Below are 21988 nucleotides of genomic sequence, written 5' to 3' on the forward strand. Positions count from 1 at the left end.
CGAGTGGCACAGTTATGCGGCACGGCTGGAGTTTTCCGCGCCGCTCAGTCTCAGTTTTCGGGAAAGCATGACAACCCAACAGATTCTCGCTTTCGGCGTCATCGGCCTGATGATGGCAGTCTTCATCTGGGACCGGTTTCGCTACGATCTCGTTGCCTGTTGTGCACTGGTGCTGGCCGTCGCCGTCGGTCTCGTTCCCTTCGACAAGGCTTTCTCCGGATTTAGCGACGATATCGTCGTAATCGTCGGTAGCGCGCTCGTGGTCAGCGCCGGCGTCGCGCGATCAGGAATCGTCGATAGCGCGATCAAGCGGTTCTTTCCCAACCTCGACACGCTGCATACTCAACTGGCCCTGCTGCTTGTCGTCGTCGCCGTCCTCTCAGCCTTCATCAAGAACATTGGCGCGCTGGCGATCATGATCCCCGTCGCCTTCCAGTTTGCCAGGAAGAGCGGCAAGTCGCCGTCGCTCTATCTCATGCCGATGAGCTTCGCCGCCCTTCTCGGCGGCCTGATGACCCAGATCGGCACGTCGCCCAATATCGTCGTCTCCCGCCTGCGTGGCGAAATAACTGGCACGCCCTTCACAATGTTCGACTTTACGCCCGTCGGCGCGACGCTGACACTGGTCGGCGTGGCCTTCCTGATCTTCTTCCATTGGCTCGTCCCCGAGCGACGCAACGAAAATCCGTCCCTGGAAGAAGCGCTCGACGCCAAGGCCTATTTCTCCGAAGCAACCGTCGTGGAAGGATCCGGCATCGAGGGCAAAGCGCTGAACGAGCTGCTGAAACTCGGCGATGATGATGCGGTCGCCACCGCGATCCTGCGCGGCCATACCCGCCTGTCGCCGTTTCCCGATGTCGAGTTGAAGAGCGGCGATACGGTTCTGCTCGAAGGCAGCCCGGATGCGCTTGACCGGATTGTCTCCAACGCGAAGCTGAAGCTGGCGGGCAAGCCTATTGCCAACCCGACCGAGCGTAGCGACGTCATCTCGATCGAGGCCGTCGTCACATCGGAATCGCAGCTGATCGGCTGGTCGGCCCGAGAGCTCTCGCTATCCAATCGCCGCAGCGTCAATCTGCTCGCCGTTTCCCGGCACGGCCATCGGCTGAGCGAGCGACTGAGCGAGATCAGGCTCCGCGCCGGCGACGTGCTGGTTCTACAGGGCAGCCGCCGGACCTTGCCGGGCTTCCTGCAGGAGTTCACCTGCCTGCCGCTGGCCCAGCGCGAAATCCTCCTCGGCACGCCACGTCGGGCCTACCTGCCGCTGCTGATCCTCCTTGCTGCGATGGCGGTCACGGCCGCCGGCCTCGCGCCCGTTTCCGTCGCTTTCTTTTGCGCGGCGCTTGCCATGGTGGTTTTCCGGGTGATCCCGCTGGTCGACGTCTACAAGTCCCTCGACGCGCCGATCCTGATCATGCTGGCGGCTCTGATCCCGGTGTCCGACACGTTGCGCACGACCGGCGGCAGCGAGCTGATCGCTGGCTGGCTAGGCCATCTCGCTGCCCAGATGCCGCACTACGGCGCGCTTGCGCTGATCCTGGTGACGGCGATGGCGGTGACGCCGTTTCTCAACAATGCTGCAACGGTGCTGGTCATGGCGCCGATCGCCGCAAGCTTTGCCCACACGCTCGGCTACAAGCCGGATGCCTTCCTGATGGCGGTCGCTATCGGCGCCGGCTGTGATTTCCTGACGCCGATCGGTCACCAGTGCAACACGCTGGTGTTCGGCCCGGGCGGCTACCGCTTCAGCGATTACCCGCGTCTCGGCCTGCCGCTCTCGTTCCTGATCATTCTCGTCAGCGTGCCGCTGCTGCTCTACGTCTGGCCCGTCACCTGACGGCATTTTCCTTGACGAGCGCAATCGAATATGGCCTTAAAGCCAGCCAAATGGACAATTGGCGGAGGTGGCACGCAAAATGCCCTTTTCCGGCCGGTTTCCTGATCCAGTTATCTGCATTCTTTCCGGCCGAGCGTCGCTTTCTCTGGGAAAGCCGTCCGGCATTCATTTGACGGGCACATAAAATGACAGCTTCCGGCGTCCGCGTCCGCATTGCTCCCTCGCCGACCGGCGAGCCGCATGTCGGCACCGCTTATATCGCACTCTTCAACTACCTCTTCGCCAAGAAGCACGGCGGCGAGTTCATCCTGCGCATCGAGGATACCGATGCGACGCGCTCGACGCCGGAGTTCGAGACAAAGGTGCTGGACGCGCTGAAGTGGTGCGGTCTGACATGGTCGGAAGGCCCGGATATCGGCGGCCCCTACGGCCCCTATCGCCAGAGCGACCGCAAGGACATGTACCAGCCCTACGCCCAGCAGTTGCTCGACAAGGGCCATGGCTTCCGGTGTTTCTGCACGCCGGAGCGCCTGACCGAAATGCGCGAAGCACAGCGCGCCGCCGGCAAGCCGCCGAAGTATGACGGTCTCTGCCTGAAATACACAGCCGAGGAAGTCTCCGCCAAGATGGCATCAGGCGAAAGCTCGGTCATCCGCATGAAGATCCCGACCGAAGGCTCCTGTGACTTCACTGATGGTGTCTACGGCGACGTGTCGATCCCGTGGGATTCCGTCGATATGCAGGTGCTGATCAAGGGTGACGGCATGCCGACCTATCACATGGCCAACGTCATTGACGACCATCTGATGAAGATCACCCATGTGGCGCGCGGCGAGGAGTGGCTGGCCTCCGTGCCGAAGCACATCCTGCTTTATCGCTACTTCGAGTGGGAACAGCCTGTCTTCATGCATCTCTCCCTGATGAGGAATGCCGACAAGTCGAAGCTGTCGAAGCGCAAGAACCCGACCTCGATCTCCTACTATACGGCGCTCGGCTATATCCCCGAAGCGCTGATGAACTTCCTCGGCCTGTTCTTCGTGCAGATCGCCGAAGGCGAGGAACTACTCGATATCGACGAACTCGCCGGCAAGTTCGATCCCGAAAACCTATCCAAGGCCGGTGCAATCTTCGACATCCAGAAGCTCGACTGGCTGAACGGCCGCTGGATCCGCGAAAAGATGTCGGAAGAGGAGTTCCAGAGCCGCGTCCTGACTTGGGCGATGGAAAACGACCGCCTGAAGGCAGGGCTTGCCTTGTCACAGTCGCGCATCTCGAAGCTCGGCGAACTGCCAGATCTGATGGGCTTCCTGCTGAAATCCGATCTCAACCTCGACCCGTCGGCCTTCGCCAAGATCAAGTCGCCGCCGGAAGAGATCCTCGAGATCCTCAATACCGTGCAGCCGGATCTGGAGAAGATCCTCGAGTGGAACGTCGAATCCATCGAAGCCGAACTGCGCGCCATCGGCGACCGCATGGGCAAGAAGCTCAAGGTCATCGTCGCGCCGCTTTTCGTTGCCGTCTCCGGTTCGTCGCGCTCGCTGCCGCTGTTTGACTCGATGGCGATCCTCGGCCGCTCGGTCGTGCGCCAGCGGCTGAAGCTGGCCGCGCAGACGGTTGCTTCGCTCGTCGGCCCGAAGAACTGAATCGGATAGAGAACAATGACCGAAAAGACCGAAACAGCGGCCCTCTCCTCCGACGCGACGGAAGTCCGTGCCCAGAAGCTGAAGCTGCTGCGCGAACAGATCGGTGACGTCTATCCGGCGCATTTCCACCGGACGATGACGAACGCCGAACTGATCGAAAAGTACAAGGATCTCGAATCCGACGTCGAGACGCAGGACATCGTCACCGTTGCCGGCCGCGTCTATTCCTCGCGCAACTCCGGCATGTTCATGGACATCCATGATGCCGGTGGCAAGATCCAGATCTTCAGCCACAAGGACGTGACACCCGAGGAAGCCCGCAACATGCTGGCGATGATCGACATTGGCGACATCATCGGCGTCACCGGCACGGTGCGTCGCACCAAGCGCGGAGAGTTGTCGATCAACGCCCGCGAAATCACCATGCTGACCAAGTCGCTGCTCCCCATGCCGGAGAAGTGGCACGGCATTTCCGATATCGAGATCCGCTATCGCAAGCGCCACCTCGACATCATGACCAACGTGGAATCGAAGCTCCGCTTCCAGCAGCGCTCGAAGATCGTTTCCGGCATCCGCCGCTTCATGGAAAACGACGGCTTCATGGAAGTCGAGACACCGATGCTGCATTCGGTCTATGGCGGCGCCACGGCCGAGCCCTTCAAGACCCACCACAATACGCTGAAGCTTGACATGTACCTGCGCATCGCGCCGGAACTGTTCCTGAAGCGCACGCTCGTCTCCGGCCTCACCGACAAGGTGTTCGAGATCAACCGCAACTTCCGCAACGAAGGCGTCTCCACAAGGCACAATCCTGAATTCACGATGATGGAGTGCTACTGGGCATACGCCGACTACGAGGACATCATGGACCTCGTAGAGCGCTTGTTCTCGACGCTCGCCATGTCGATCCACGGCACCACCGAGTTCGCCTTCGGCGACAAGGAAATCTCCTTCAAGGGGCCGTTCAAGCGGGTGCCTATGCCTGACGCCGTCAAGGACGCGACGGGCATCGACTTTCTTGCCATGAAGACCGACGAAGAAGCCCGCACCGCCGCCAAGGCCGCCGGTTTCGCAGTCGAGAAGGACTGGACCTGGGGCGAATGCCTCGCCTTCATCTTCGAGGAGAAGGTCGAAGGCACGCTGATCCAGCCGAGCCATGTCACGCATTTTCCGAAGGACATCTCGCCCTTCGCCAAGGAAGTGCCGGGCGAACCGCGGCTCGTCGAGCGTTTCGAGACCTATTGCAACGCCTGGGAACTCGGCAATGCCTTCTCCGAACTGAACGACCCGGAAGAGCAGCGCAAGCGCATGGTCGAACAGCTGGAGCAGGCGCATGCTCGCGGCGAAAAGGAAAAGCAGCTGGACGACGAATTTCTCGATGCCATCGACCAGGGCATGCCGCCCGCCGGCGGTCTCGGTATCGGCGTCGACCGCCTGATCATGCTCTTGACCAACGCCCCTTCGATCCGCGACATCATCCTCTTCCCGGCCCGCCGCGCCAAGGCGGACTGAGGCAGGTCAAAGACATGCAAAAGGCGGCGGCCCGAAAGGGCACGCCGCCTGTTTATACCACCGGTCTCAGTGACCTGCAGCGGGAGCAGCCGCAGCTGGCGGCTCTTCTGCCGGCGCCGCACCGTGGCCACCCGCTTCCGCAGGCTTTTCTTTCTTGGCTGACGGCTTGCCCGACTTGCTTTCGCCGCCTTTGGTTGCAGCGACCGCAATAGGGTCGATGCAGTCGGAATAGTCCTTGAAGGATGCGTTCAGCGTGCTGATCTCGTCCTCGGGCAGATCGACGCGCTCACCGAAGAAGAGGCCATTTGGCGCAGCCTCGCCATCGTAGTAGCGCGCGGAATAGGTCTTGCCGTTCAGGGTCTCGACGATCGGATCGGGATGCGGAATGTAGACCACATCAGCACCGATCGCCCGCCCCCTGATGTCGGAACGCAACGTCGGCCCGTTGGCGTCGAGAACGACAACCTGCACGAGATCCGGCTTCTGCGCCTCATAGACCGCCTTGGCGACCCTCAGCGCGGTCTTGACGCGCGTCACGCCGTCGGTCGGCTCCGTCTTGATGTACTTCCGGATCCAGATCCGGTCCTGCTTCTTGATGGTAACGAGGTTGACGTCCGTGCATGCGGTTCCGTTCACGGTCTCCAACGAGGGGCCGAGGATATTGTCCTTGCCGATATACAGTGCTGCACCGCCGGAAATGCCCGCGAGAAGGGCAATTCCGCCGATGATCAACACCAATTTCCGGGAAGGCCGGAAGATGCGCAGTAAGGCCTTCACGCCAACTGCTCCGCCATTAACAAACTCCAACGCAATACAAGTGGTCCTAACGCTAAAGAAATGACGTTTCGGAATGCTTAAATGAGGAGACCAACTTTGTGCCAGTAGGGGATTAGCACCAAAAAAGGTCCAGGCTTTTCGTGTGCTTGCCATCACTCGCCTGGCCATGCTCTAACACCGCATGGCCTTCACGCTTCGCCAGATTCAATATTTCATTGCCGTCGCCGAACAGGGTTCGATCACACGGGCTGCACAAAACCTTTCGATCTCGCAATCCTCGGTTACGGAGGCATTGAAGGAGCTGGAAACGGATCTGGGCGTCGAGCTTTTCGACCGCCACCCGCGTGGCCTGACGATCACCCATAATGGCCATCAATTCCTACGCCACGCGACGAAAATCCTCGCCAGCGTTTCTGACGCGCGCGGCAGTTTTTCCGGCAAACAGAGCGAGCTTTCCGGAAAGCTGAACATCGGTGTCACCTCGCTGGTTGCAGGCTATGTCTTGTCCGACTTGCTCGCCCGCTACCGCCGTGCATGCCCGGGTGTCGAAGTCAGCGCCACCGAGGACAACGGCGGCTATCTCGAGCACCTTCTTGTCGGCGGCGAACTCGATGTCGCCGTCATGGTCATTTCCAACCTGCGCGACCGGATGGCGCTGCAGGCTGAAATCCTGGAGACCTCGCCCTACCGCCTGTGGTTGCCGATGGGGCACCCGCTCGTTTCCGCCGACATTATCTCGGTCGCCGATATCGCGCGCGAGCCGCTGATCATGCTTACGGTCGATGAAATCGAGGAAAACACCGGCAAGCTCTTGTCGGCACTGGGCGCGCGCCCGCATGTTGCCTTCCGCACGCGCTCCGTGGAAGCCGTGCGCAGCCTCGTCGCGACAGGTGCCGGCGTGGCGCTGTTGCCCGACCTTGTCTACCGTCCATGGTCGCTGGAAGGCGACCGTATCGAAAGCCGCGATGTCTCTGGCTCGCTGCCGGTCGTGCAGGTCGGCATGGTCTGGCGAAAGGGGTCCAGCCTGCCGCAGGCGGCGCGTGATTTTGTAGGCATCGCCGAAGCGCTGCGTTCGGGTCGCGCGAGGTAATGCGATATCGGAAAAATTGATATCGACGTTCTGATAAATGAATTTGCGAAACCTAATTTTTCAGCGCACCTTTTCTGCCGGGAACAAAACGCCACAAAAGTGGCATCCAACCGGGAGACAGATGATGAAGCACCTTCTGAAATCGTGCACGGTTGCGCTCGCGAGCTTGAGCTTCGTGACGCAGGTTGCAGCCGCCGAACCGCTGAAGGCCCTGGGCAAGGGCGAAGGTGCGGTCAGCATCGTCGCCTGGGCGGGCTATATCGAGCGTGGCGAAACCGACAAAAACTATGACTGGGTCACCGCTTTCGAAAAGCAAACCGGCTGCAAGGTCTCGGTGAAAACCGCCGCGACCTCCGACGAAATGGTTTCGCTGATGAACGAAGGCGGCTTCGATCTGGTCACCGCCTCGGGCGACGCCTCGCTTCGCCTCATCGCCGGCAAGCGTGTCCAGCCGATCAACACCGACCTGATCCCGAGCTTCAAGAACGTTGATCCGCGCCTGCAGAATGCTCCCTGGTACACGGTAAACGACGTTCACTACGGCGTGCCATATCTCTGGGGGCCGAACGTTCTGATGTATAACACCGATGCGTTCAAGGATAAGGCACCGACCAGCTGGAAGGTCGTGTTCGAGGAGGAAACCCTTCCCGACGGCAAGTCCAACAAGGGTCGCGTACAGGCCTATGACGGCCCGATTTATGTCGCCGATGCCGCCCTCTACCTGATGGCCCACAAGCCGGAACTCGGCATCAAGGATCCCTACGAACTGAACGAAGACCAGTACAAGGCGGCCCTTGACGTGCTGCGCGGCCAGCGCTCGCTCGTATCCCGTTATTGGCATGATGCGATGATCCAGATCGATGACTTCAAGAACGAAGGGGTCGTTGCCTCCGGTTCATGGCCTTTCCAGGTCAACCTGATGCAGGCCGACAAGCAGAAGATTGCCTCGACTTTCCCTGAAGAGGGCGTCACCGGCTGGTCTGATACCACCATGCTGCACGCAGACAGCGAGCATCCGAACTGCGCCTATATGTGGATGGAGCACTCCCTTTCCGCCAAAGTCCAGGGCGACGCTGCCGCCTGGTTCGGCGCGGTCCCCTCGGTTCCGGCTGCCTGCAAGGGCAACGAACTGATGACCGACCAGGGTTGTGCAACCAACGGCTACGATCATTTCGACAAGATCAAGTTCTGGAAGACACCGACCGCGAAGTGCACATCGCAGGGCGAATGCGTTCCGTATCATCGCTGGGTTTCCGACTATATCGGTGTGATCGGCGGGCGTTAACGGCTTCTATGCCCTCCCGGCGCGGGAGGGAGCTTAAAGGCGGGGCCTCTTAAAAGGCCCCCTCAACCCTTCCTGAAGTGAAGGGAAATTCATCCGGGAATTCCGTACCCAATCTCTGCACTGTTCAGAGATGCTTTTTGCATGCTTAGGAGCCCAAAATGACACCCGCCGTCCGTTTCCAACAGGTCTCGCGCCATTTCGGCCCGGTTCGCGCCGTCGATAGCGTCGATCTCGAGATCGCACCCGGCGAGTTCTTCGCGATGCTCGGCCCGTCCGGTTCCGGCAAGACCACCTGCCTGCGCCTCATCGCCGGCTTCGAGCAGCCGACCGCGGGCCATATCGAGATCTTCGGCGAGACCGCCGAGGGCATTCCGCCCTATCGCCGCAACGTCAATACCGTCTTCCAGGACTATGCCCTCTTCCCGCATCTCAACATCCTCGACAACGTCGCTTACGGGCTGATGGTCAAGGGCGTCGGCAAGGCCGAGCGTACGAGGGCGGCAGAACAATCGCTCGATCTGGTGAAACTCCCCGGCTATGGCGCCCGCAAGCCCGGCCAGCTCTCGGGCGGCCAACGGCAACGCGTGGCACTTGCCCGGGCTCTGATCAACAAGCCGAAAGTGCTCCTCCTCGACGAGCCGCTCGGCGCACTCGATCTGAAGCTGCGCGAGCAGATGCAGGAAGAGCTGAAGGGCTTGCAACGCGCGCTTGGTATCACCTTCATCTTCGTCACCCACGACCAGGGAGAGGCGCTGTCGATGGCTGACCGCGTCGCCGTCTTCAACGATGGCGGCATCGTCCAGGAAGGCACGCCGCAGGATATATACAACAGGCCGAAGACCCGCTTTGTCGCCGATTTCGTAGGCTCCTCCAACGTCATCGCCCCCGACCTGATGGGTTTGCTTGGCGGCGAAAAGCGCTGGGCAAGCCTGCGTCCGGAAGCCATCCGCCTGTCCCGCGACGGCATCGAATCCAGGGTCGAGAATGCCAGCTTCCTCGGTGCCGCCACCCGCCTCACTGTCGATGTCCGCGGCACGCGCCTGCACGTCATGATGCCGGCCGGCGCCGATGTGCCCGATGTCGGCGCCAATGTCCGCCTCGCATGGCAGCCGCTCGACATCCACTACATGGATGGCACCGCATGACCACGCTGGTGCTTGCCAATCCAGATATGCCAACCTCGATCCTGCCCGGCCGCGGCGGTTTATTCGGCGGCCTTTCCGACGCCTTCTGGCGACACCCGAAGCTGTTGTTGTTGCTGATGCTGGCGCCGCCGCTGCTCTGGCTCGGCGTCATCTATATCGGCTCGCTGCTGGCGCTTCTGCTTCAGAGCTTCTTCTCGATCGACGATTTCTCCGGGTTGGTGAACTACGAATTCACGCTGGCGACCTATGCACAGCTGCTCAGCCCCACCAATTTCGACATCATCCTGCGCACCATCCTGATGGCGGCGATGGTGACGCTGGCCTCGGCCGTCGTCGCGTTCCCGATTGCCTATTACGCGGCGCGTTACGCCAAGGGAAAATGGAAGGCACTGTTCTATCTCGGCGTCATGCTGCCGCTGTGGTCGAGCTATCTCGTCAAGATCTACGCCTGGAAACTGATCCTAGCCAAGGAAGGCATCCTCACCTGGATCTTCGCCAAGCTGCATCTCTCCTGGCTGCTCGACGGCGTCCTCTCGTTGCCCATCGTCGGTGGCAACTCGCTGTCGGTGAGCTACATCGGCACCTTCCTGGTCTTCGTCTATGTCTGGCTGCCCTACATGATCCTGCCGACACAAGCAGCGCTCGAGCGCGTGCAGGGCAACCTGATCGAGGCCTCGTCTGATCTCGGCGCCACGCCGAGCCAGACCTTCCGCACCGTGCTGTTTCCGTTGGCGCTGCCCGGCATCGTCGCCGGTTCGATCTTCACCTTCTCGCTGACGCTCGGTGACTACATCATCCCCCAGATCATCGGCTCATCACGCCTATTCATCGGCCAGGCGGTCTACGCCCAGCAGGGCACGGCCGGCAACGTCCCGCTCGCCGCCGCCTTCTCCGTCGTCCCGATCGCCATCATGGCCATCTATCTCTGGCTGGCCAAGAAACAGGGAGCCTTCGATGCGCTCTGATAGTGGCCAACGCTCGCCGCTGCTGTTGAAGATCGCCGCCGCCGGCGGGCTGCTGTTCCTGCATCTGCCGATTCTGCTGATCTTCGTCTATGCCTTTACCACCGAGGAGAAGAGTTACCAGTGGCCGCCGCCCGGGCTGACGCTGCAATGGTTCACTGTGGCCTGGAACCGGCCGGATGTCTGGGCCGCACTCGGCCTCTCCGTGCAGGTCGCCAGCATTGCGACCGCAATCGCCTTGGTACTCGGCACGCTCTGCGCCGCCGCCGTCAGCCAGACGAAGTTCTTCGGCCGCGAGGCGATCTCGCTGCTCGTCATCCTGCCGATCGCGCTGCCCGGCATCATTACCGGCATCGCGCTGCGCTCCGCCTTTAGCCTGTTCGACATTCCGTTCTCGGTCTGGACGATCGTGCTCGGCCATGCCACCTTCTGCGTCGTCGTCGTCTATAACAATGCCGTCGCCCGCTTCCGCCGCACGCAGGGGTCGCTGATCGAGGCGTCGATGGATCTCGGCGCAGATGGCTTCCAGACATTCCGCCACGTCATCCTGCCGAATATCGGCACGGCACTTCTGGCCGGCGGCATGCTGGCCTTCGCGCTGTCCTTCGACGAGGTCATCGTCACCACCTTCACCGGCGGCCAGCAATCGACCCTGCCGATCTGGATGCTCGAAGAACTCATCCGCCCGCGCCAGCGTCCGGTCACCAATGTGGTTGCCATGGTCGTCGTGCTCGTCACCTTCCTGCCGATCCTCGCAGCCTACTACCTCACCCGTGACGGCGATCAGGTCGCCGGCGGCGGAAAATAGCCTGGGCGGGATGCCCCATCCCGCTCCACAAAAGACAAGGGAGAACATCATGGACACCGCGATGCTGATTGGATCCCGCTTCGAAGCGGGCACAGAGATCGAAGAAAACATCCTCAACCCGAAGACCGGCGAGACGGTGCTTAACCTGCCCGAGGCCTCGCTGGGCCAGATCGACGCCGCCGTCGAGGCTGCCGAAAAGGCCTTCACCGGCTGGTCGCAGACGACGCCCGGCGAGCGCTCCGGCTATCTCCTGAAGATCGCCGATGCCATCGAGAAGGACGCACTCGGCTTCGCAACTCTGGAAGCGCTGAACTGCGGCAAGCCGATCAACGCCGTGCTGAATGACGAGATCCCGGCGATCGTCGATTGCTATCGCTTCTTCGCTGGTGCCGTGCGCAACCTGCATGGGCCGGTTGCCGGCGAATACCTTCCCGGCCACACCTCGATGATCCGCCGCGACGCCATCGGCATCGTCGGTTCGATTGCGCCGTGGAATTATCCACTGATGATGATGGCCTGGAAGCTGGCGCCGGCCATAGCCGGCGGCAACACGGTGGTCTTCAAGCCCTCCGAGCAGACGCCGCTGACGGCACTGAAGATGGCGAAGCTGCTTGCAGAAATCCTGCCCGAGGGCGTCGTCAACGTCATCTTGGGCCGCGGCGAAAGCGTCGGCAATGCGCTGATCAACCACCCGAAGATCGGTATGCTGTCGATCACCGGCGACGTCGCCACCGGCAAAAAAGTGCTCCAGGCCGCCGCCAAGACCGTTAAGCGCACCCATCTGGAGCTCGGCGGCAAGGCGCCGGTCATCATCTTCGACGACGCCGATATCGATGCCGTGGTTTCCGGCATCCGCACCTTCGGTTATTACAACGCCGGTCAGGACTGCACCGCCGCCTGCCGCATCTATACCGACGCCAAGGTCTACGACAAGTTCGTCGCCGATCTCTCGTCGGCCGTCTCCTCGATCAAGTTCAATCTTGCGGACGACACCGAAAACGAGATCGGCCCGCTGATCTCCAAGCGCCAGCGCGACCGCGTCGAAAGCTTCGTGGCGCGCGCCTCCGAGCACAAGCACATGGAGATCACCACCGGCGGCAAGGTTTCCGGCGACAAGGGATTCTTCTACGCCCCGACGGTCATTGCAGGCGCCACGCAGGACGACGAGATCGTCCGCCGCGAGGTCTTCGGTCCCGTCGTTTCGGTCACCCGCTTCACCGATGTCGAGGATGCCGTCAGCTGGGCCAACGACAGCGATTACGGCCTAGCCTCATCGGTCTGGACCAAGGATATCAACCGAGGCATGAAGACGGCGGCCCGCCTGCAATATGGCTGCACCTGGATCAACACCCACTTCATGCTGACCAACGAAATGCCGCATGGCGGACTGAAACAGTCAGGCTACGGCAAGGACATGTCGGTCTACGCGCTGGAGGATTACACCGCCGTTCGCCATGTGATGATCAATCACGGCTGACTCAGCCGCCGCCTCAAAATCCAACGCCGCCATGGCCGCCAGCGGCGGCGTTTCGGATCCTCGGGAAATACTCGCTCGGAAGAGCCTCTTAGGCACGGCTGATGGAACAAATTCCGCCGTGCCGCGTCATCCTGCTGTCGATCCAAGAGGAAAATTCAATGCTGAAATGGGCTCTCATATTCTTTGTCATTTCGCTGATCGCCGGCTTCTTCGGCTTTTCGGGCGTTTCCGCCGCCACAGCGACGATTGCGCGCCTTCTCTTTGGCATCGCACTGGTGATCTTCCTGATCTTCCTCGTCCTGGCATTAATGGCCGGCCAGGCGGTTCTTTAGGTCACCTGCGTTCCGCCGAAAACATCAGCACGGAATACTCGAATGGCTCGCCCGCGCGCATACCGCTAAAGCAGGCTCGCCCCGACATTGATGGCGAGCGCCAGGATCGTCGTGTTGAACAGGAATGACAGCACCGAATGCAGCAGCGTCAGCTTGCGCATGGTTGTCGTGGTCGTCGCGACATCGGCGGTCTGCGATGCGACGCCGATGGTGAATGAGTAGTAGAGAAAGTCCCAGTATGCCGGTTCCTCCACCGCATCGGGAAACTTCAGCCCCTCGCCCTTGCCCTCTCCTGCGTAGAAGCGGTGAGCGTAATGCACCGTGAAAAGCGTGTGGAGAAACACCCAGGAAATCAATATCGTGACAAACGCCGCGAAAGCTCTTGCGACCGCAGTGCTTGGCGTCGCGTCCTTTACCGAATGCAGTTCGAGGCCGATACCAGCAATACTCGCGAGGGCAGCGGCGATCGACAGGAACAGCAGGAGCGAATCGGAAAAATCAAGATCCGCCGACCGCTTTCGGATCGTCTCCACAGTTGCCCGCAACATCCGCCTCCATGTGGCGGCGATGAAGATGACCGCAGCGACGTTCCAGCCCGCGAGCAGGTTGCGAGCGTTGAAGTCTCGTGTCGTAAGCAGCAGGAAGACCAGAAGTCCTGTCAGTGTAGCGACCACAAAGATCGACTGCTTGCGTACCATCAGTACGAGGCGGTTTCGCGAGCGTTTTATTTGGTCTGCCATTGCTTGCTCCGCCAATCCCGGATTGCTTTTGGTATCAGCTTGATACCGGCAAGAGCAATATAGCGTTAGCCTGTCCAGCCACCATCGACGACGTGGATCTGCCCGGTGGTGAATCCGGCTTCGTCACCGGCAAGGTAGGTGACCAGCGCAGCGATCTCCTCTGCCGTCGCGATGCGGCCCATCGGCTGGCGACCGATGAAATCCTTCAGCGCTTTCTCGTAGTCTCCGGTGGCACGCAGGCGGTCATGCAGCGACGGACTATCAACAGTACCCGGGCAGATCGCGTTGGCACGAATGCCCTTTGCGACGAAATCGGAGGCAATCGACTTGGTGAGGCCGATCACAGCCGCCTTGGAAGCGCTGTAGGCGAAGCGGTTGGGAACGCCCTTCACGCTGGACGCGACCGAGGCCATGTTGACGATAGAGCCCTTCCCCTTTTCCAGCATGCCGGGCAGGAAGGTGCGGCAGGTCGTGTACATCGCCTTGGCATTGAGATTTAACGAGAACTCCCAGTCCTTTTCGTCGCACTCCAGGATCGTTCCTGAATGGACGAAGCCGGCACAGTTGAAGAGCACGTCTATTGGGCCGATTTCCGCGGCAAAGGCGCGAACGGCATCACCATTGAGCACGTCAAGCACATGCTTCTCTGCACCCTCGAGCGTGGAAAGCGTCTTTTCGTTGATGTCGGTGGCATAGACATGGGCGCCGAGCGAGATGAACCGCTCCGCACTGGCGCGGCCAATCCCCTGCCCGGCCGCCGTGATAACCACCTTCTTGCCTTCCAAACCGTGGCTCATAACCTCTCCCATGCTGTATGGCGCGCTTGCGGCGCATTCATTCATATGCAAACATTATATTCATTATTCAGTCAATCACATTGTCCGAAGCCGGGATCTGATGCAGCACACGGGAGGGCTGACCAGGGTCCGGCCACTGACAGAACGCCGCGTCGAGACCGCCGTTTGGCAAACCGAACAAACGGCGTATCTTGCGCAGCACCGCAGGGAGGAATCGCATGTTATTCGACACACATCTGCACATCGTTGACAGGGTGAGCCTCGACTACCCCTGGCTCTCCGACGCGGGTGCGCTCGATCGCGACAGCCTCTACGAGGAATATTCGCGCGATGCGCTGCGATGTGGCATCTCCAACGTCTTGCACATGGAGGTCGACGTCGCACCAGGGCGAATCGACGACGAGACCAGCTACGTCTTGCAAATCAGTGAGCGCCCAGGCAGCCTCGTTCGAGGCGCGATCGCGGCCTGCAGGCCGGAAGATGAACGTTTCGCCGCCTATCTGGAGCGATGCCTTGCCGATCCCTTCGTCAAGGGCCTTCGGCGCGTATTGCACGTGGTTCCCGACGATACCTCCGAGCGGTCGCTCTTCCGCGAAAACATCAAGCGCCTTGCAGGAACGCCGCTGACCTTCGATCTCTGCGTATTTCCGCATCAGTTCGAGCGCATCCTGACACTCGTTGACCTCAATCCGGACGTCCGCTTCATCCTCGATCATTGCGCCAATCCGCCGATCCGGAACGGCATGAGCGCCGTCTGGCACAAGGGCATCACCGAGTTCGCGCGACGCCCTAACGTGACTGCAAAAATCTCCGGCGTCATCGCCTATGGCGATCTGGACGGCTGGTCGGTTCAGAGCCTGCGGCCCTATGTCGAGCATACAATCGAAAGCTTCGGCTGGGACCGCGTCGTGTGGGGCAGCGACTGGCCGGTTTGTACCCTGGGTGGTGGGCTGACGCCATGGGTCGCGGCAACCCATGCACTGACGGCGGGCTGCAGCGCCGAAGAGCGCGACAAGCTCTACCAGGCCAATGCCAAACGCATCTGGTCGGTCTGAAAAGCGAAGGGGCGGCGCCATCGGCACCGCCCCTCGCTATTTCGGATGCTCGGTGGCCTCAGGCAGCCGCGAGCTGCAGTTCCTTCTGAACCATGGTGCGAAGGATACCCAGATCCTTGGCGAAAGCGCGGATGCCCTCGGCGAGCTTCTCGGTCGCCATGGCATCTTCGTTCATCATCCAGCGGAAGGTCTTTTCATCGACGTTGATCTTCGTAGCAGGCTTGGTGATCTCCGGCGACAGCTTGCGCTCGAGCTTCCCTTGATCCTTGGCCAGTTCATCGAGCAGGTTCGGCGCAATCGTCAGGCGATCACAACCAGCCAGTGCTTCGATTTCGCCGGCGCTACGGAACGATGCACCCATGACGATCGTCTTGATGCCGTTGGCCTTGTAGTAATTGTAGATATCGCGAACGGAGAGGACGCCCGGATCTTCCTCAGGCGCGAATTCCTTGCCGGTCGACTTCTTGTACCAGTCGAGGATCCGGCCGACGAAAGGCGAGATCAGGAATGCCTTGGCGTCAGCGCAGGCAATCGCCTGGGCCTTCGAGAACAGAAGCGTCAGATTGCAATCGATGCCTTCCTTCTGCAGCACTTCGGCAGCGCGAATGCCTTCCCAGGTGGAGGCGAGCTTGATCAGGATACGATCCTTCTCGATGCCGCGTTCCTTGTAGCGGGCGATGATGCCATGTGCCTTGTCGATCGACGCCTTGGTGTCGAAGGACAGGTCGGCATCGACTTCGGTCGAGACGCGGCCGGGAACCAGCTTCGAAAGGGCTGCACCGACGGAGATGGCGAGACGGTCGGCAACGGCCGACGAAACGGCTTCGGGAGAACCGCCCTGCTTCTTGCCCCAGGCAACGGCTTCCTTGATCGAGTCGGCGAACATCGGCGTGCCGAGTGCCTTCAGAACGATGCTCGGGTTGGTCGTGCAATCGACCGGCTTCAGGCGGGCAACAGCTTCGATGTCGCCGGTATCGGCAACGACCGTGGTAATTTCGCGGAGTTGGTCAAGCTTGGATGTCATGATCGATAGTCCTTTTGACTTGAGCTGCGATCGGTGCGAATTCCGCCCCGGAAACAAGGTAATCCACGGACCGGTGGTCCGCATACTGCGCATGAAATTCGTCGTTTCCTATCTCGGCTGCGGAACAAGAAACCGCGTGTGGGCACTTTAGCCTGCCGCGCCACGCCTGTTGTGGCCTTCCGCGTGTCCGCGCATTACCTCCCCGGATCGATAGAACGACTTCCTGCAAAGACTATCGCTATTCCGGCTTCGACATGTCAAGGACATTTGTGCATTTCAATTGACATAAGTGTCACAGTCGTCATTATCGCCGGGACAGAGGTCATGCCTGGATCGAAGATAGATCTAGGGCGCAATTCGCGTCGGAGGAGATGTGGTCAAGCTTAAACGCGGCACGCACACCGCTTATTCCGAAGCCTCCTCCCTCAGACTGCGCGCAGCCTGGCTCTACTACAATCAGGGACTGACACAGAAGGATGTCGCCGAGCAGCTTGGCATCAGTCGAACCACCGTCATTCGCCTGCTCGACGAGGCGATGAAACGAAGCGAAGTCCAGATCTGGATCAACGATTCGATCGGCGATTGTGTCGAGCTTTCCGTCAAGCTGGAGCGCGCCTATGGCCTTGACGAGGCGATCGTCGTGCCCGCACCGGCAAGTTGCGATCCCAATGCGCTGGCAAAGAGTGTCGGCCTGGCCCTCGGCCAGTTCTTGTCCGAGGCCATCCCCGACAACTACACAATCGGCGTCGGCTGGGGCCGGACGATGACGGCATCCCTGTCCAGCTTCCGACCGCCGCGCCGCGACAACTGCAAGGTCGTGTCCCTGCTCGGCGGTATCGTTGCCGTCCACCAGACCAATCCGCTCGACTACACCTGGCGGCTGGCCAGCCATCTTGGCGCCGAGTGCTACATGTTCCTGGCACCGCTGCTGGTAGACTCGACGGAAACGAAGCGCAATCTGGTCGAAAAATGCGGACTGGATGCGATCTACCGGTTGGCCGAGACGCTCGACCTCGCCATCGTCAGCTGCGGCGACATCGGTCCGCACTCGACGTCCCTATCGGAAGGCTGGATATCTAAAACCGAACTGCAGGAACTGATCGACGCCGGCTGCGTCTGCGACACCATGTTCAACTTCCTCGACAAGGACGGCAACACGGTCGACCACTCGATCAACAGCCGCGTCATGTCGGTCGATCTCGACACGCTTAGGAAGGCCAAGCACATCGTTCTGTCATCGGGCGGCGCACACCGCGCCGTCGCCATCCGCGCCACGATCAAGCGCATCGGCTGCAACACGCTGATCACCGACGAAAGCGCGGCCAAGGCTCTGCTGGAGCTGGCGGAAGCCACAACGTGAAAGCTTCGAGAGCCGCTAGGCGTGCGCCGATTCCCAGCCGAGCATCGCCCGCTTGCGGGTGAGCCCCCAGTGATAGCCCGTCAGTGCACCGCTCTTGCCGAGCGCGCGATGGCACGGAACCACGAACGAGATCGGGTTGGCGCCGACGGCGGCACCTACCGCGCGCATCGCCGTCGGCTTCCCGATATCGTTTGCAATGTCGCTATAAGTCACCGCGGTTCCGAACGGGATCTTCAGCAGGCTTTCCCACACGCGAACCTGGAAATCGGTGCCGATCAGCACGACACGCAGCGGCTGGTCCTCGGTCCATTTGCCCGGCTCGAAGATGCGCTCGGCGTAGGGCATCGTCGCCTGCCGATCCGCGACATACTCCGCATTCGGCCAGCGGCAGGTCATGTCGTCGAGGCAGGCCGCTTCGTCGTCGATATCGCCGAAGGCAAGGCCGGCAAGGCCACGATCGGTCACCATCACCAGCGCGATGCCGAAGGGTGACGGATGAAAGCCGTAGCGGATGGTCAGCCCGCCGCCGCGTGCCTTCCATTCGCCGGGCGACATCGCCTCGTGGGTGACAAACAGGTCGTGCAGGCGGCTCGGACCGGACAGGCCGACCTCAATCGAAGTCTCCAGCAGCGGCAGTTCCTCCTTGCGCAACAAGCGCTTGGCGTGGTCGAGCGTCACGGCCTGAAGGAAAGCCTTGGGCGAAAGACCGGCCCAACGCGTGAAGGTTTTCTGCAATTGCGTCGGCGATTGATGGAGGCGCGCGGCGATCGCCTCCAGCGACGGCTGGTCACGATAATCCTCGGTGATCAGCTCGATCACCTGGCGGACGGTCTCGTAGTCGGAACCACCCGGTGTGATGTCCTGGGTCATGTTGGCTATCATGTTCATGATCTTTCTCCTTGTACCAAGGAGATAGTCAAGTGCCCGCAGTCAAACCACCCGATTCTTGCACAACGATCATATCCGCTGCTTGACCGTCGCCAGGGCGCCCTTGAAGGCCTTGGCGAAGCTTTCGCGGTCGTCCGGATTGAGGAAGGAGCCGATGTCCGTCCGTTGCCCTTGTCCCGAGATGTGCATCGACAGGATGCCAATCTCCTGATGACGGCGCACGAAGAAGCGCGTCCAGAATGGATTGAAATGATGCTCGACCATCCGGCCGGAAGGCGCGAACTTGCGTACGGAAATATCGGTGCGCGAGACCGTAACTTCCTCGCGCGCCCGCCCAGATCGGTAGTTCAGCAAGAAGGCGCCATAGAGCAGCAGAAAATCCAGCCCGAAGAAAAAGCCGATGGGCCAGGCGCCGGTAGATATGAAGAACGCCCCGTACGTCATGCACACGCCGCCCGTCAGCAGCAGAAGCACCTTGAAACCCTTTCGGCCAAGCGACCGATAGGGAAAGAGTTCCGCTGCGAAAACAGGCTTCTCCCCGGCGCTGTCGGCGTTGCTTTCCATCATGGCTGGCGAGTATAGATTGGCCATGCCCAATCCGAAACTCAAATCCGCAACCACATCGTCGCAGAATTCGAAGGTGACCGTTCGCCGAGAAAAACCGGTAACGTTCCGCTCTGCCTATACCCAAGCGGAACGGGAGGAAATCTTCCGGCGCTTCTCGATCCAGCGGCCGGAGCCGAAAGGCGAGTTGGAACACACCAACCCCTTCACCCTCGTCGTCGCCGTGGCGCTATCGGCGCAGGCAACGGATGCAGGCGTCAACAAGGCGACGCGGGCGCTGTTCAAGGTGGCCGATACGCCGGAGAAGATGCTGGCGCTCGGCGAGGAAACGGTACGCGACAACATCAAGACGATCGGCCTCTATCGCAACAAGGCGAAAAACGTCATCGCGCTGTCCCGAATGCTGGTCGATGTCTTCGGCGGTGTTGTGCCGCGGACCCGCGACGAATTAGTGATGCTTCCCGGTGTCGGCCGCAAGACGGCAAACGTGGTGCTATCGATGGCCTTCGGCCAAGCAACGATAGCAGTCGACACCCACATCTTACGCATCGCCAACCGTATCAGGCTCGCGCCAGGTAAGACGCCCGACGAAGTGGAGAAACGCCTGCTGAAGGTGATCCCCACGCACTACCTCTATCATGCCCACCACTGGCTGATCCTGCATGGCCGCTACACCTGCAAGGCACGCCGTCCCGAATGTGAGCGCTGCGTCATTGCCGACATCTGCAGGTCGCCGGAAAAGACCTGCGACATCCCGGCGCCACTGGTCGAACTACCGCCGCAGATGATCGGCGAGGCCGTCGAGTAGGGCGGCGATTGCCCGCTCATAGTCTGCCCGCCTCCCGCCGGCAGCAATGGCGATAGCCGCGCGGTCGAAGGCAGCGGAAAGCAAATCAGTCACGGGGCGGAGCATCGGGTCGGCGCCGGGAAGAAACGCTGCCAGCCCGCGATGCAGGGTGGCCTCGGCGTTTTCTTCATCGATACTCCCAGCCTCCAGCTGGCCCAGCACAGCCGGCGCCTCGAGAAGCAACAGTTTCGTTCGCCCACTTTCGGCCATGGCGTCGAAATAGGCACTGGCACCGTCAAGCAGCGCCTGCCGGGGAGTCGCCGAACCGCTGGAGCGGGCGTCGATGGCTTCCGCGACTGCCACGGCCTCTCGCTCGACCACCGCACGGAACAAGGCCTTTTTGTCCTCGAAATGATGGTAGAGAGCGCCGCGGGTGACGCCGGCCGTCGCAACAATATCGGGCGTTCCGGTATCTGCGTATCCCATTTCGACGAACAACTTCCGCGCCGCATCGATCAATGCCTGCTTCGTCTGCTCTGTGCGCTCCCGGTTGCTTCGGCTCATGGTTCTCTCTTTACATACATACTGCACGTATGATAATTATTTGAAACATGCAAACTGTATGTAATTTTCGAACGGAGGCAAGATGAAATCGACAAGCTATTACCCCGTCATCATGACAGGCGATGTGGTCGGTACGGCGGCCTTCTATTGCGCATACTTCCGTTTTGAGCCGTTGTTCACGAGCGATTGGTATGTCCATCTGCGGTCAAAGGAAGACGAGCATGTCACTCTGGCGGTGCTGGATGGCAGCCACGAGACCATCCCAACCGTCGCGCGCGGCAAGGTCTCCGGCCTGCTGCTGAACTTCGAGGTCGAGGATGTCGACGGCATCTACGACGATTGCCGGCGCGAAGGACTGCCGATTCTCAAGAAAATCTGCGACGAGGATTTCGGGCAACGCCACTTCATCACCGCCGACCCCAACGGCGTTTTGATCGACATCATCAGGCCGATCCCGCCGAGCCCGGAGTATGCCGCGATGTATGACGGCTCGGCATTGCCGGCGTGAGCGTCAAACGCGAACGCCGAGTTCCTTCCTCGACAGCAACTTGTGCAGGTGAACCATCATGCCCGCGGCAAAAAGCGGCGTCAGCAGATTGACGATCGGAACCGCCAGGAAAGCGGCAATGACGAGTCCCGCCAGAAATACCGTGGATGCGTGTTTGGCACGAAACAGCCGCGCCTCGTCCGGCGTACGAAAGCGCATCGCGGCAAACTCGAAGAATTCCCGCCCGAGCAGGTAGCCATTCACCACGAAGAACGCGATCAGATTGACGCCGGGCACGAAAAGCAAGGCGAGTGCGATGATATTTCCGGCGATGACGACGCCCAGAAACTTCACCGAACTCAACAATGCGGGCCCAAGCGGCATGGCGTTGCCTGCCACGTCGTCGGGGTAATCGCGCCTCTCAACCACGTCGGCCACGTCATCGAGAAACAGACCGGCGATCAGGGCTGTCACCGGCGAAAGAAGCAGCGCCAACCCGAGGGCAAGCCCGATAGCAGCGGCAATCGCCAGCACGAAGCCAAGCCAGCCGGCCCAGTCCGGCATCGCCGGAAGGAACGCGGCGACCCATGGAAACACGACCGATATAAAGATGCTGCGCAGCGCCAGCCAGAGGCCGATAAGAACGAGTAGTGTCAGGCCCAGCACCTTCCAGAAGACCGAGCGCGTTTCCGGCGCGAAAAGATTGGCGGCAGACAGGCGGGCGGCTTGGAAGATCATCTGGCGTCTCCGGTTGTATCAACCATGTAGGAATCGGACGAATGAACGGCAAGGCTGAAATAAAGCGCCGGAATGAACGCAAATCTTGTCGCAAAATTTATATTAATATATAGTCA

Annotated in this window: 22 protein-coding genes; 14 read left to right on the forward strand and 8 right to left on the reverse strand. The window is 60.7% G+C overall.

Features of this window, described 5'->3' with window-relative positions:
• Positions 1 to 67 precede the first annotated feature (67 nt).
• The 3 genes from ASC90_RS22770 to lysS all read left to right on the forward strand — a co-directional run bounded on the left by ASC90_RS22770 (position 68) and on the right by lysS (position 4992).
• Complete coding sequence (locus ASC90_RS22770) at positions 68 to 1837, forward strand: SLC13 family permease (protein WP_056545544.1); 1770 nt, start codon at positions 68 to 70, stop codon at positions 1835 to 1837.
• Between the two features lie 185 nt (positions 1838 to 2022).
• The gene (gltX, locus tag ASC90_RS22775; RefSeq protein WP_056545545.1) at positions 2023 to 3480 is read left to right on the forward strand and encodes a glutamate--tRNA ligase; all 1458 of its coding nucleotides are present in this window, start codon (positions 2023 to 2025) and stop codon (positions 3478 to 3480) included.
• Positions 3481 to 3495: 15 nt separating this feature from the next.
• Positions 3496 to 4992 (forward strand): lysine--tRNA ligase, encoded by a 1497-nt coding sequence (gene lysS, locus ASC90_RS22780; protein ID WP_056545547.1) that lies wholly within the window; start codon positions 3496 to 3498, stop codon positions 4990 to 4992.
• A 66-nt stretch (positions 4993 to 5058) separates the two neighbouring features.
• On the opposite strand, the gene ASC90_RS22785 is transcribed toward lysS, so the two are convergent.
• Positions 5059 to 5769: a hypothetical protein gene (locus tag ASC90_RS22785; RefSeq protein ID WP_056545550.1), complete on the reverse strand. Its 711-nt coding sequence runs from the start codon at positions 5767 to 5769 to the stop codon at positions 5059 to 5061.
• A 181-nt stretch (positions 5770 to 5950) separates the two neighbouring features.
• Here ASC90_RS22785 and ASC90_RS22790 point away from each other — a divergent pair, with 181 nt between their 5' ends.
• From ASC90_RS22790 to ASC90_RS22820, 7 genes are all read left to right on the forward strand, one after another.
• Positions 5951 to 6859 carry a LysR substrate-binding domain-containing protein gene (locus ASC90_RS22790; RefSeq protein ID WP_056545551.1) on the forward strand — a complete coding sequence of 303 codons (909 nt, stop codon included), beginning with the start codon at positions 5951 to 5953 and terminating at the stop codon, positions 6857 to 6859.
• 124 nt (positions 6860 to 6983) lie between these two features.
• Positions 6984 to 8144: an ABC transporter substrate-binding protein gene (locus tag ASC90_RS22795; protein WP_056545800.1), complete on the forward strand. Its 1161-nt coding sequence runs from the start codon at positions 6984 to 6986 to the stop codon at positions 8142 to 8144.
• Positions 8145 to 8302: 158 nt separating this feature from the next.
• Positions 8303 to 9289, forward strand: a complete 987-nt coding sequence (locus tag ASC90_RS22800; protein ID WP_056545553.1) for an ABC transporter ATP-binding protein — start codon at positions 8303 to 8305, stop codon at positions 9287 to 9289.
• Entirely contained in the window at positions 9286 to 10254 is a 969-nt protein-coding gene (locus ASC90_RS22805) for an ABC transporter permease (RefSeq protein ID WP_056545563.1), read from the forward strand. The genes ASC90_RS22800 and ASC90_RS22805 overlap by 4 nt, the downstream gene beginning before the upstream one ends.
• Positions 10244 to 11059 carry an ABC transporter permease gene (locus ASC90_RS22810; protein WP_056545564.1) on the forward strand — a complete coding sequence of 272 codons (816 nt, stop codon included), beginning with the start codon at positions 10244 to 10246 and terminating at the stop codon, positions 11057 to 11059. Before ASC90_RS22805 ends, ASC90_RS22810 begins: the two co-directional genes overlap by 11 nt.
• A 49-nt stretch (positions 11060 to 11108) precedes the next feature.
• Positions 11109 to 12536, forward strand: a complete 1428-nt coding sequence (locus ASC90_RS22815; RefSeq protein WP_056545565.1) for a gamma-aminobutyraldehyde dehydrogenase — start codon at positions 11109 to 11111, stop codon at positions 12534 to 12536.
• A gap of 158 nt (positions 12537 to 12694) precedes the next feature.
• Entirely contained in the window at positions 12695 to 12868 is a 174-nt protein-coding gene (locus tag ASC90_RS22820; RefSeq protein WP_082520026.1) for a DUF1328 domain-containing protein, read from the forward strand.
• A gap of 65 nt (positions 12869 to 12933) precedes the next feature.
• Here ASC90_RS22820 and ASC90_RS22825 read toward each other — a convergent pair whose 3' ends face one another.
• Positions 12934 to 13608, reverse strand: coding sequence for a DUF1345 domain-containing protein (locus ASC90_RS22825; protein WP_056545567.1), 675 nt, complete (start codon positions 13606 to 13608; stop codon positions 12934 to 12936).
• A gap of 65 nt (positions 13609 to 13673) precedes the next feature.
• Positions 13674 to 14405: an SDR family oxidoreductase gene (locus ASC90_RS22830; RefSeq protein ID WP_056545568.1), complete on the reverse strand. Its 732-nt coding sequence runs from the start codon at positions 14403 to 14405 to the stop codon at positions 13674 to 13676.
• 218 nt (positions 14406 to 14623) lie between these two features.
• On the opposite strand from ASC90_RS22830, the gene ASC90_RS22835 reads away from it, so the two are divergent.
• A complete protein-coding gene (locus tag ASC90_RS22835) occupies positions 14624 to 15460 on the forward strand; it encodes an amidohydrolase (RefSeq protein ID WP_056545569.1) in 837 nt (278 codons plus the stop codon).
• A 58-nt stretch (positions 15461 to 15518) separates the two neighbouring features.
• Here the strand turns inward: ASC90_RS22835 and tal are convergent, their stop codons facing one another.
• A complete protein-coding gene (gene tal / locus ASC90_RS22840) occupies positions 15519 to 16484 on the reverse strand; it encodes a transaldolase (RefSeq protein ID WP_056545803.1) in 966 nt (321 codons plus the stop codon).
• Positions 16485 to 16857: 373 nt separating this feature from the next.
• On the opposite strand from tal, the gene ASC90_RS22845 reads away from it, so the two are divergent.
• Entirely contained in the window at positions 16858 to 17844 is a 987-nt protein-coding gene (locus ASC90_RS22845) for a sugar-binding transcriptional regulator (protein WP_056545570.1), read from the forward strand.
• 15 nt (positions 17845 to 17859) lie between these two features.
• Here the strand turns inward: ASC90_RS22845 and ASC90_RS22850 are convergent, their stop codons facing one another.
• Together ASC90_RS22850 and ASC90_RS22855 are read right to left on the reverse strand one after the other, a co-directional pair.
• Positions 17860 to 18732 carry a bifunctional helix-turn-helix domain-containing protein/methylated-DNA--[protein]-cysteine S-methyltransferase gene (locus ASC90_RS22850; protein WP_056545572.1) on the reverse strand — a complete coding sequence of 291 codons (873 nt, stop codon included), beginning with the start codon at positions 18730 to 18732 and terminating at the stop codon, positions 17860 to 17862.
• A gap of 69 nt (positions 18733 to 18801) precedes the next feature.
• A complete protein-coding gene (locus tag ASC90_RS22855) occupies positions 18802 to 19299 on the reverse strand; it encodes a DUF2244 domain-containing protein (RefSeq protein ID WP_056545805.1) in 498 nt (165 codons plus the stop codon).
• Between the two features lie 22 nt (positions 19300 to 19321).
• On the opposite strand from ASC90_RS22855, the gene nth reads away from it, so the two are divergent.
• Positions 19322 to 20104 (forward strand): endonuclease III, encoded by a 783-nt coding sequence (gene nth / locus ASC90_RS22860; protein ID WP_056545573.1) that lies wholly within the window; start codon positions 19322 to 19324, stop codon positions 20102 to 20104.
• Here the strand turns inward: nth and ASC90_RS22865 are convergent.
• Positions 20069 to 20647, reverse strand: a complete 579-nt coding sequence (locus ASC90_RS22865; protein WP_056545575.1) for a TetR family transcriptional regulator — start codon at positions 20645 to 20647, stop codon at positions 20069 to 20071. The two genes, nth and ASC90_RS22865, sit on opposite strands and share 36 nt — an antisense overlap.
• A gap of 82 nt (positions 20648 to 20729) precedes the next feature.
• On the opposite strand from ASC90_RS22865, the gene ASC90_RS22870 reads away from it, so the two are divergent.
• Positions 20730 to 21155 carry a VOC family protein gene (locus ASC90_RS22870; protein WP_056545577.1) on the forward strand — a complete coding sequence of 142 codons (426 nt, stop codon included), beginning with the start codon at positions 20730 to 20732 and terminating at the stop codon, positions 21153 to 21155.
• 3 nt (positions 21156 to 21158) lie between these two features.
• Here the strand turns inward: ASC90_RS22870 and ASC90_RS22875 are convergent, their stop codons facing one another.
• A complete protein-coding gene (locus ASC90_RS22875; protein ID WP_056545582.1) occupies positions 21159 to 21872 on the reverse strand; it encodes a sulfate transporter family protein in 714 nt (237 codons plus the stop codon).
• Positions 21873 to 21988 lie beyond the last annotated feature (116 nt).

Origin of the sequence: Rhizobium sp. Root1220 (assembly GCF_001426265.1) — a bacterium.
Classification (GTDB): Bacteria; Pseudomonadota; Alphaproteobacteria; order Rhizobiales; family Rhizobiaceae; genus Rhizobium.

Coding starts and splice junctions, on each gene's coding strand:
- ASC90_RS22820 (WP_082520026.1), top strand. CDS start 12,695: ATGCTGAAATGGGCTCTCATATTCTTTGTCATTTCGCTGATCGCCGGC.
- tal (WP_056545803.1), bottom strand. CDS start 16,484: ATGACATCCAAGCTTGACCAACTCCGCGAAATTACCACGGTCGTTGCC.
- ASC90_RS22835 (WP_056545569.1), top strand. CDS start 14,624: ATGTTATTCGACACACATCTGCACATCGTTGACAGGGTGAGCCTCGAC.
- ASC90_RS22855 (WP_056545805.1), bottom strand. CDS start 19,299: ATGATGGAAAGCAACGCCGACAGCGCCGGGGAGAAGCCTGTTTTCGCA.
- lysS (WP_056545547.1), top strand. CDS start 3,496: ATGACCGAAAAGACCGAAACAGCGGCCCTCTCCTCCGACGCGACGGAA.
- ASC90_RS22815 (WP_056545565.1), top strand. CDS start 11,109: ATGGACACCGCGATGCTGATTGGATCCCGCTTCGAAGCGGGCACAGAG.
- gltX (WP_056545545.1), top strand. CDS start 2,023: ATGACAGCTTCCGGCGTCCGCGTCCGCATTGCTCCCTCGCCGACCGGC.
- ASC90_RS22790 (WP_056545551.1), top strand. CDS start 5,951: ATGGCCTTCACGCTTCGCCAGATTCAATATTTCATTGCCGTCGCCGAA.
- ASC90_RS22830 (WP_056545568.1), bottom strand. CDS start 14,405: ATGAGCCACGGTTTGGAAGGCAAGAAGGTGGTTATCACGGCGGCCGGG.
- ASC90_RS22800 (WP_056545553.1), top strand. CDS start 8,303: ATGACACCCGCCGTCCGTTTCCAACAGGTCTCGCGCCATTTCGGCCCG.
- ASC90_RS22810 (WP_056545564.1), top strand. CDS start 10,244: ATGCGCTCTGATAGTGGCCAACGCTCGCCGCTGCTGTTGAAGATCGCC.
- ASC90_RS22875 (WP_056545582.1), bottom strand. CDS start 21,872: ATGATCTTCCAAGCCGCCCGCCTGTCTGCCGCCAATCTTTTCGCGCCG.
- nth (WP_056545573.1), top strand. CDS start 19,322: ATGCCCAATCCGAAACTCAAATCCGCAACCACATCGTCGCAGAATTCG.
- ASC90_RS22805 (WP_056545563.1), top strand. CDS start 9,286: ATGACCACGCTGGTGCTTGCCAATCCAGATATGCCAACCTCGATCCTG.
- ASC90_RS22870 (WP_056545577.1), top strand. CDS start 20,730: ATGAAATCGACAAGCTATTACCCCGTCATCATGACAGGCGATGTGGTC.
- ASC90_RS22795 (WP_056545800.1), top strand. CDS start 6,984: ATGAAGCACCTTCTGAAATCGTGCACGGTTGCGCTCGCGAGCTTGAGC.
- ASC90_RS22865 (WP_056545575.1), bottom strand. CDS start 20,647: ATGAGCCGAAGCAACCGGGAGCGCACAGAGCAGACGAAGCAGGCATTG.
- ASC90_RS22825 (WP_056545567.1), bottom strand. CDS start 13,608: ATGGCAGACCAAATAAAACGCTCGCGAAACCGCCTCGTACTGATGGTA.
- ASC90_RS22850 (WP_056545572.1), bottom strand. CDS start 18,732: ATGAACATGATAGCCAACATGACCCAGGACATCACACCGGGTGGTTCC.
- ASC90_RS22770 (WP_056545544.1), top strand. CDS start 68: ATGACAACCCAACAGATTCTCGCTTTCGGCGTCATCGGCCTGATGATG.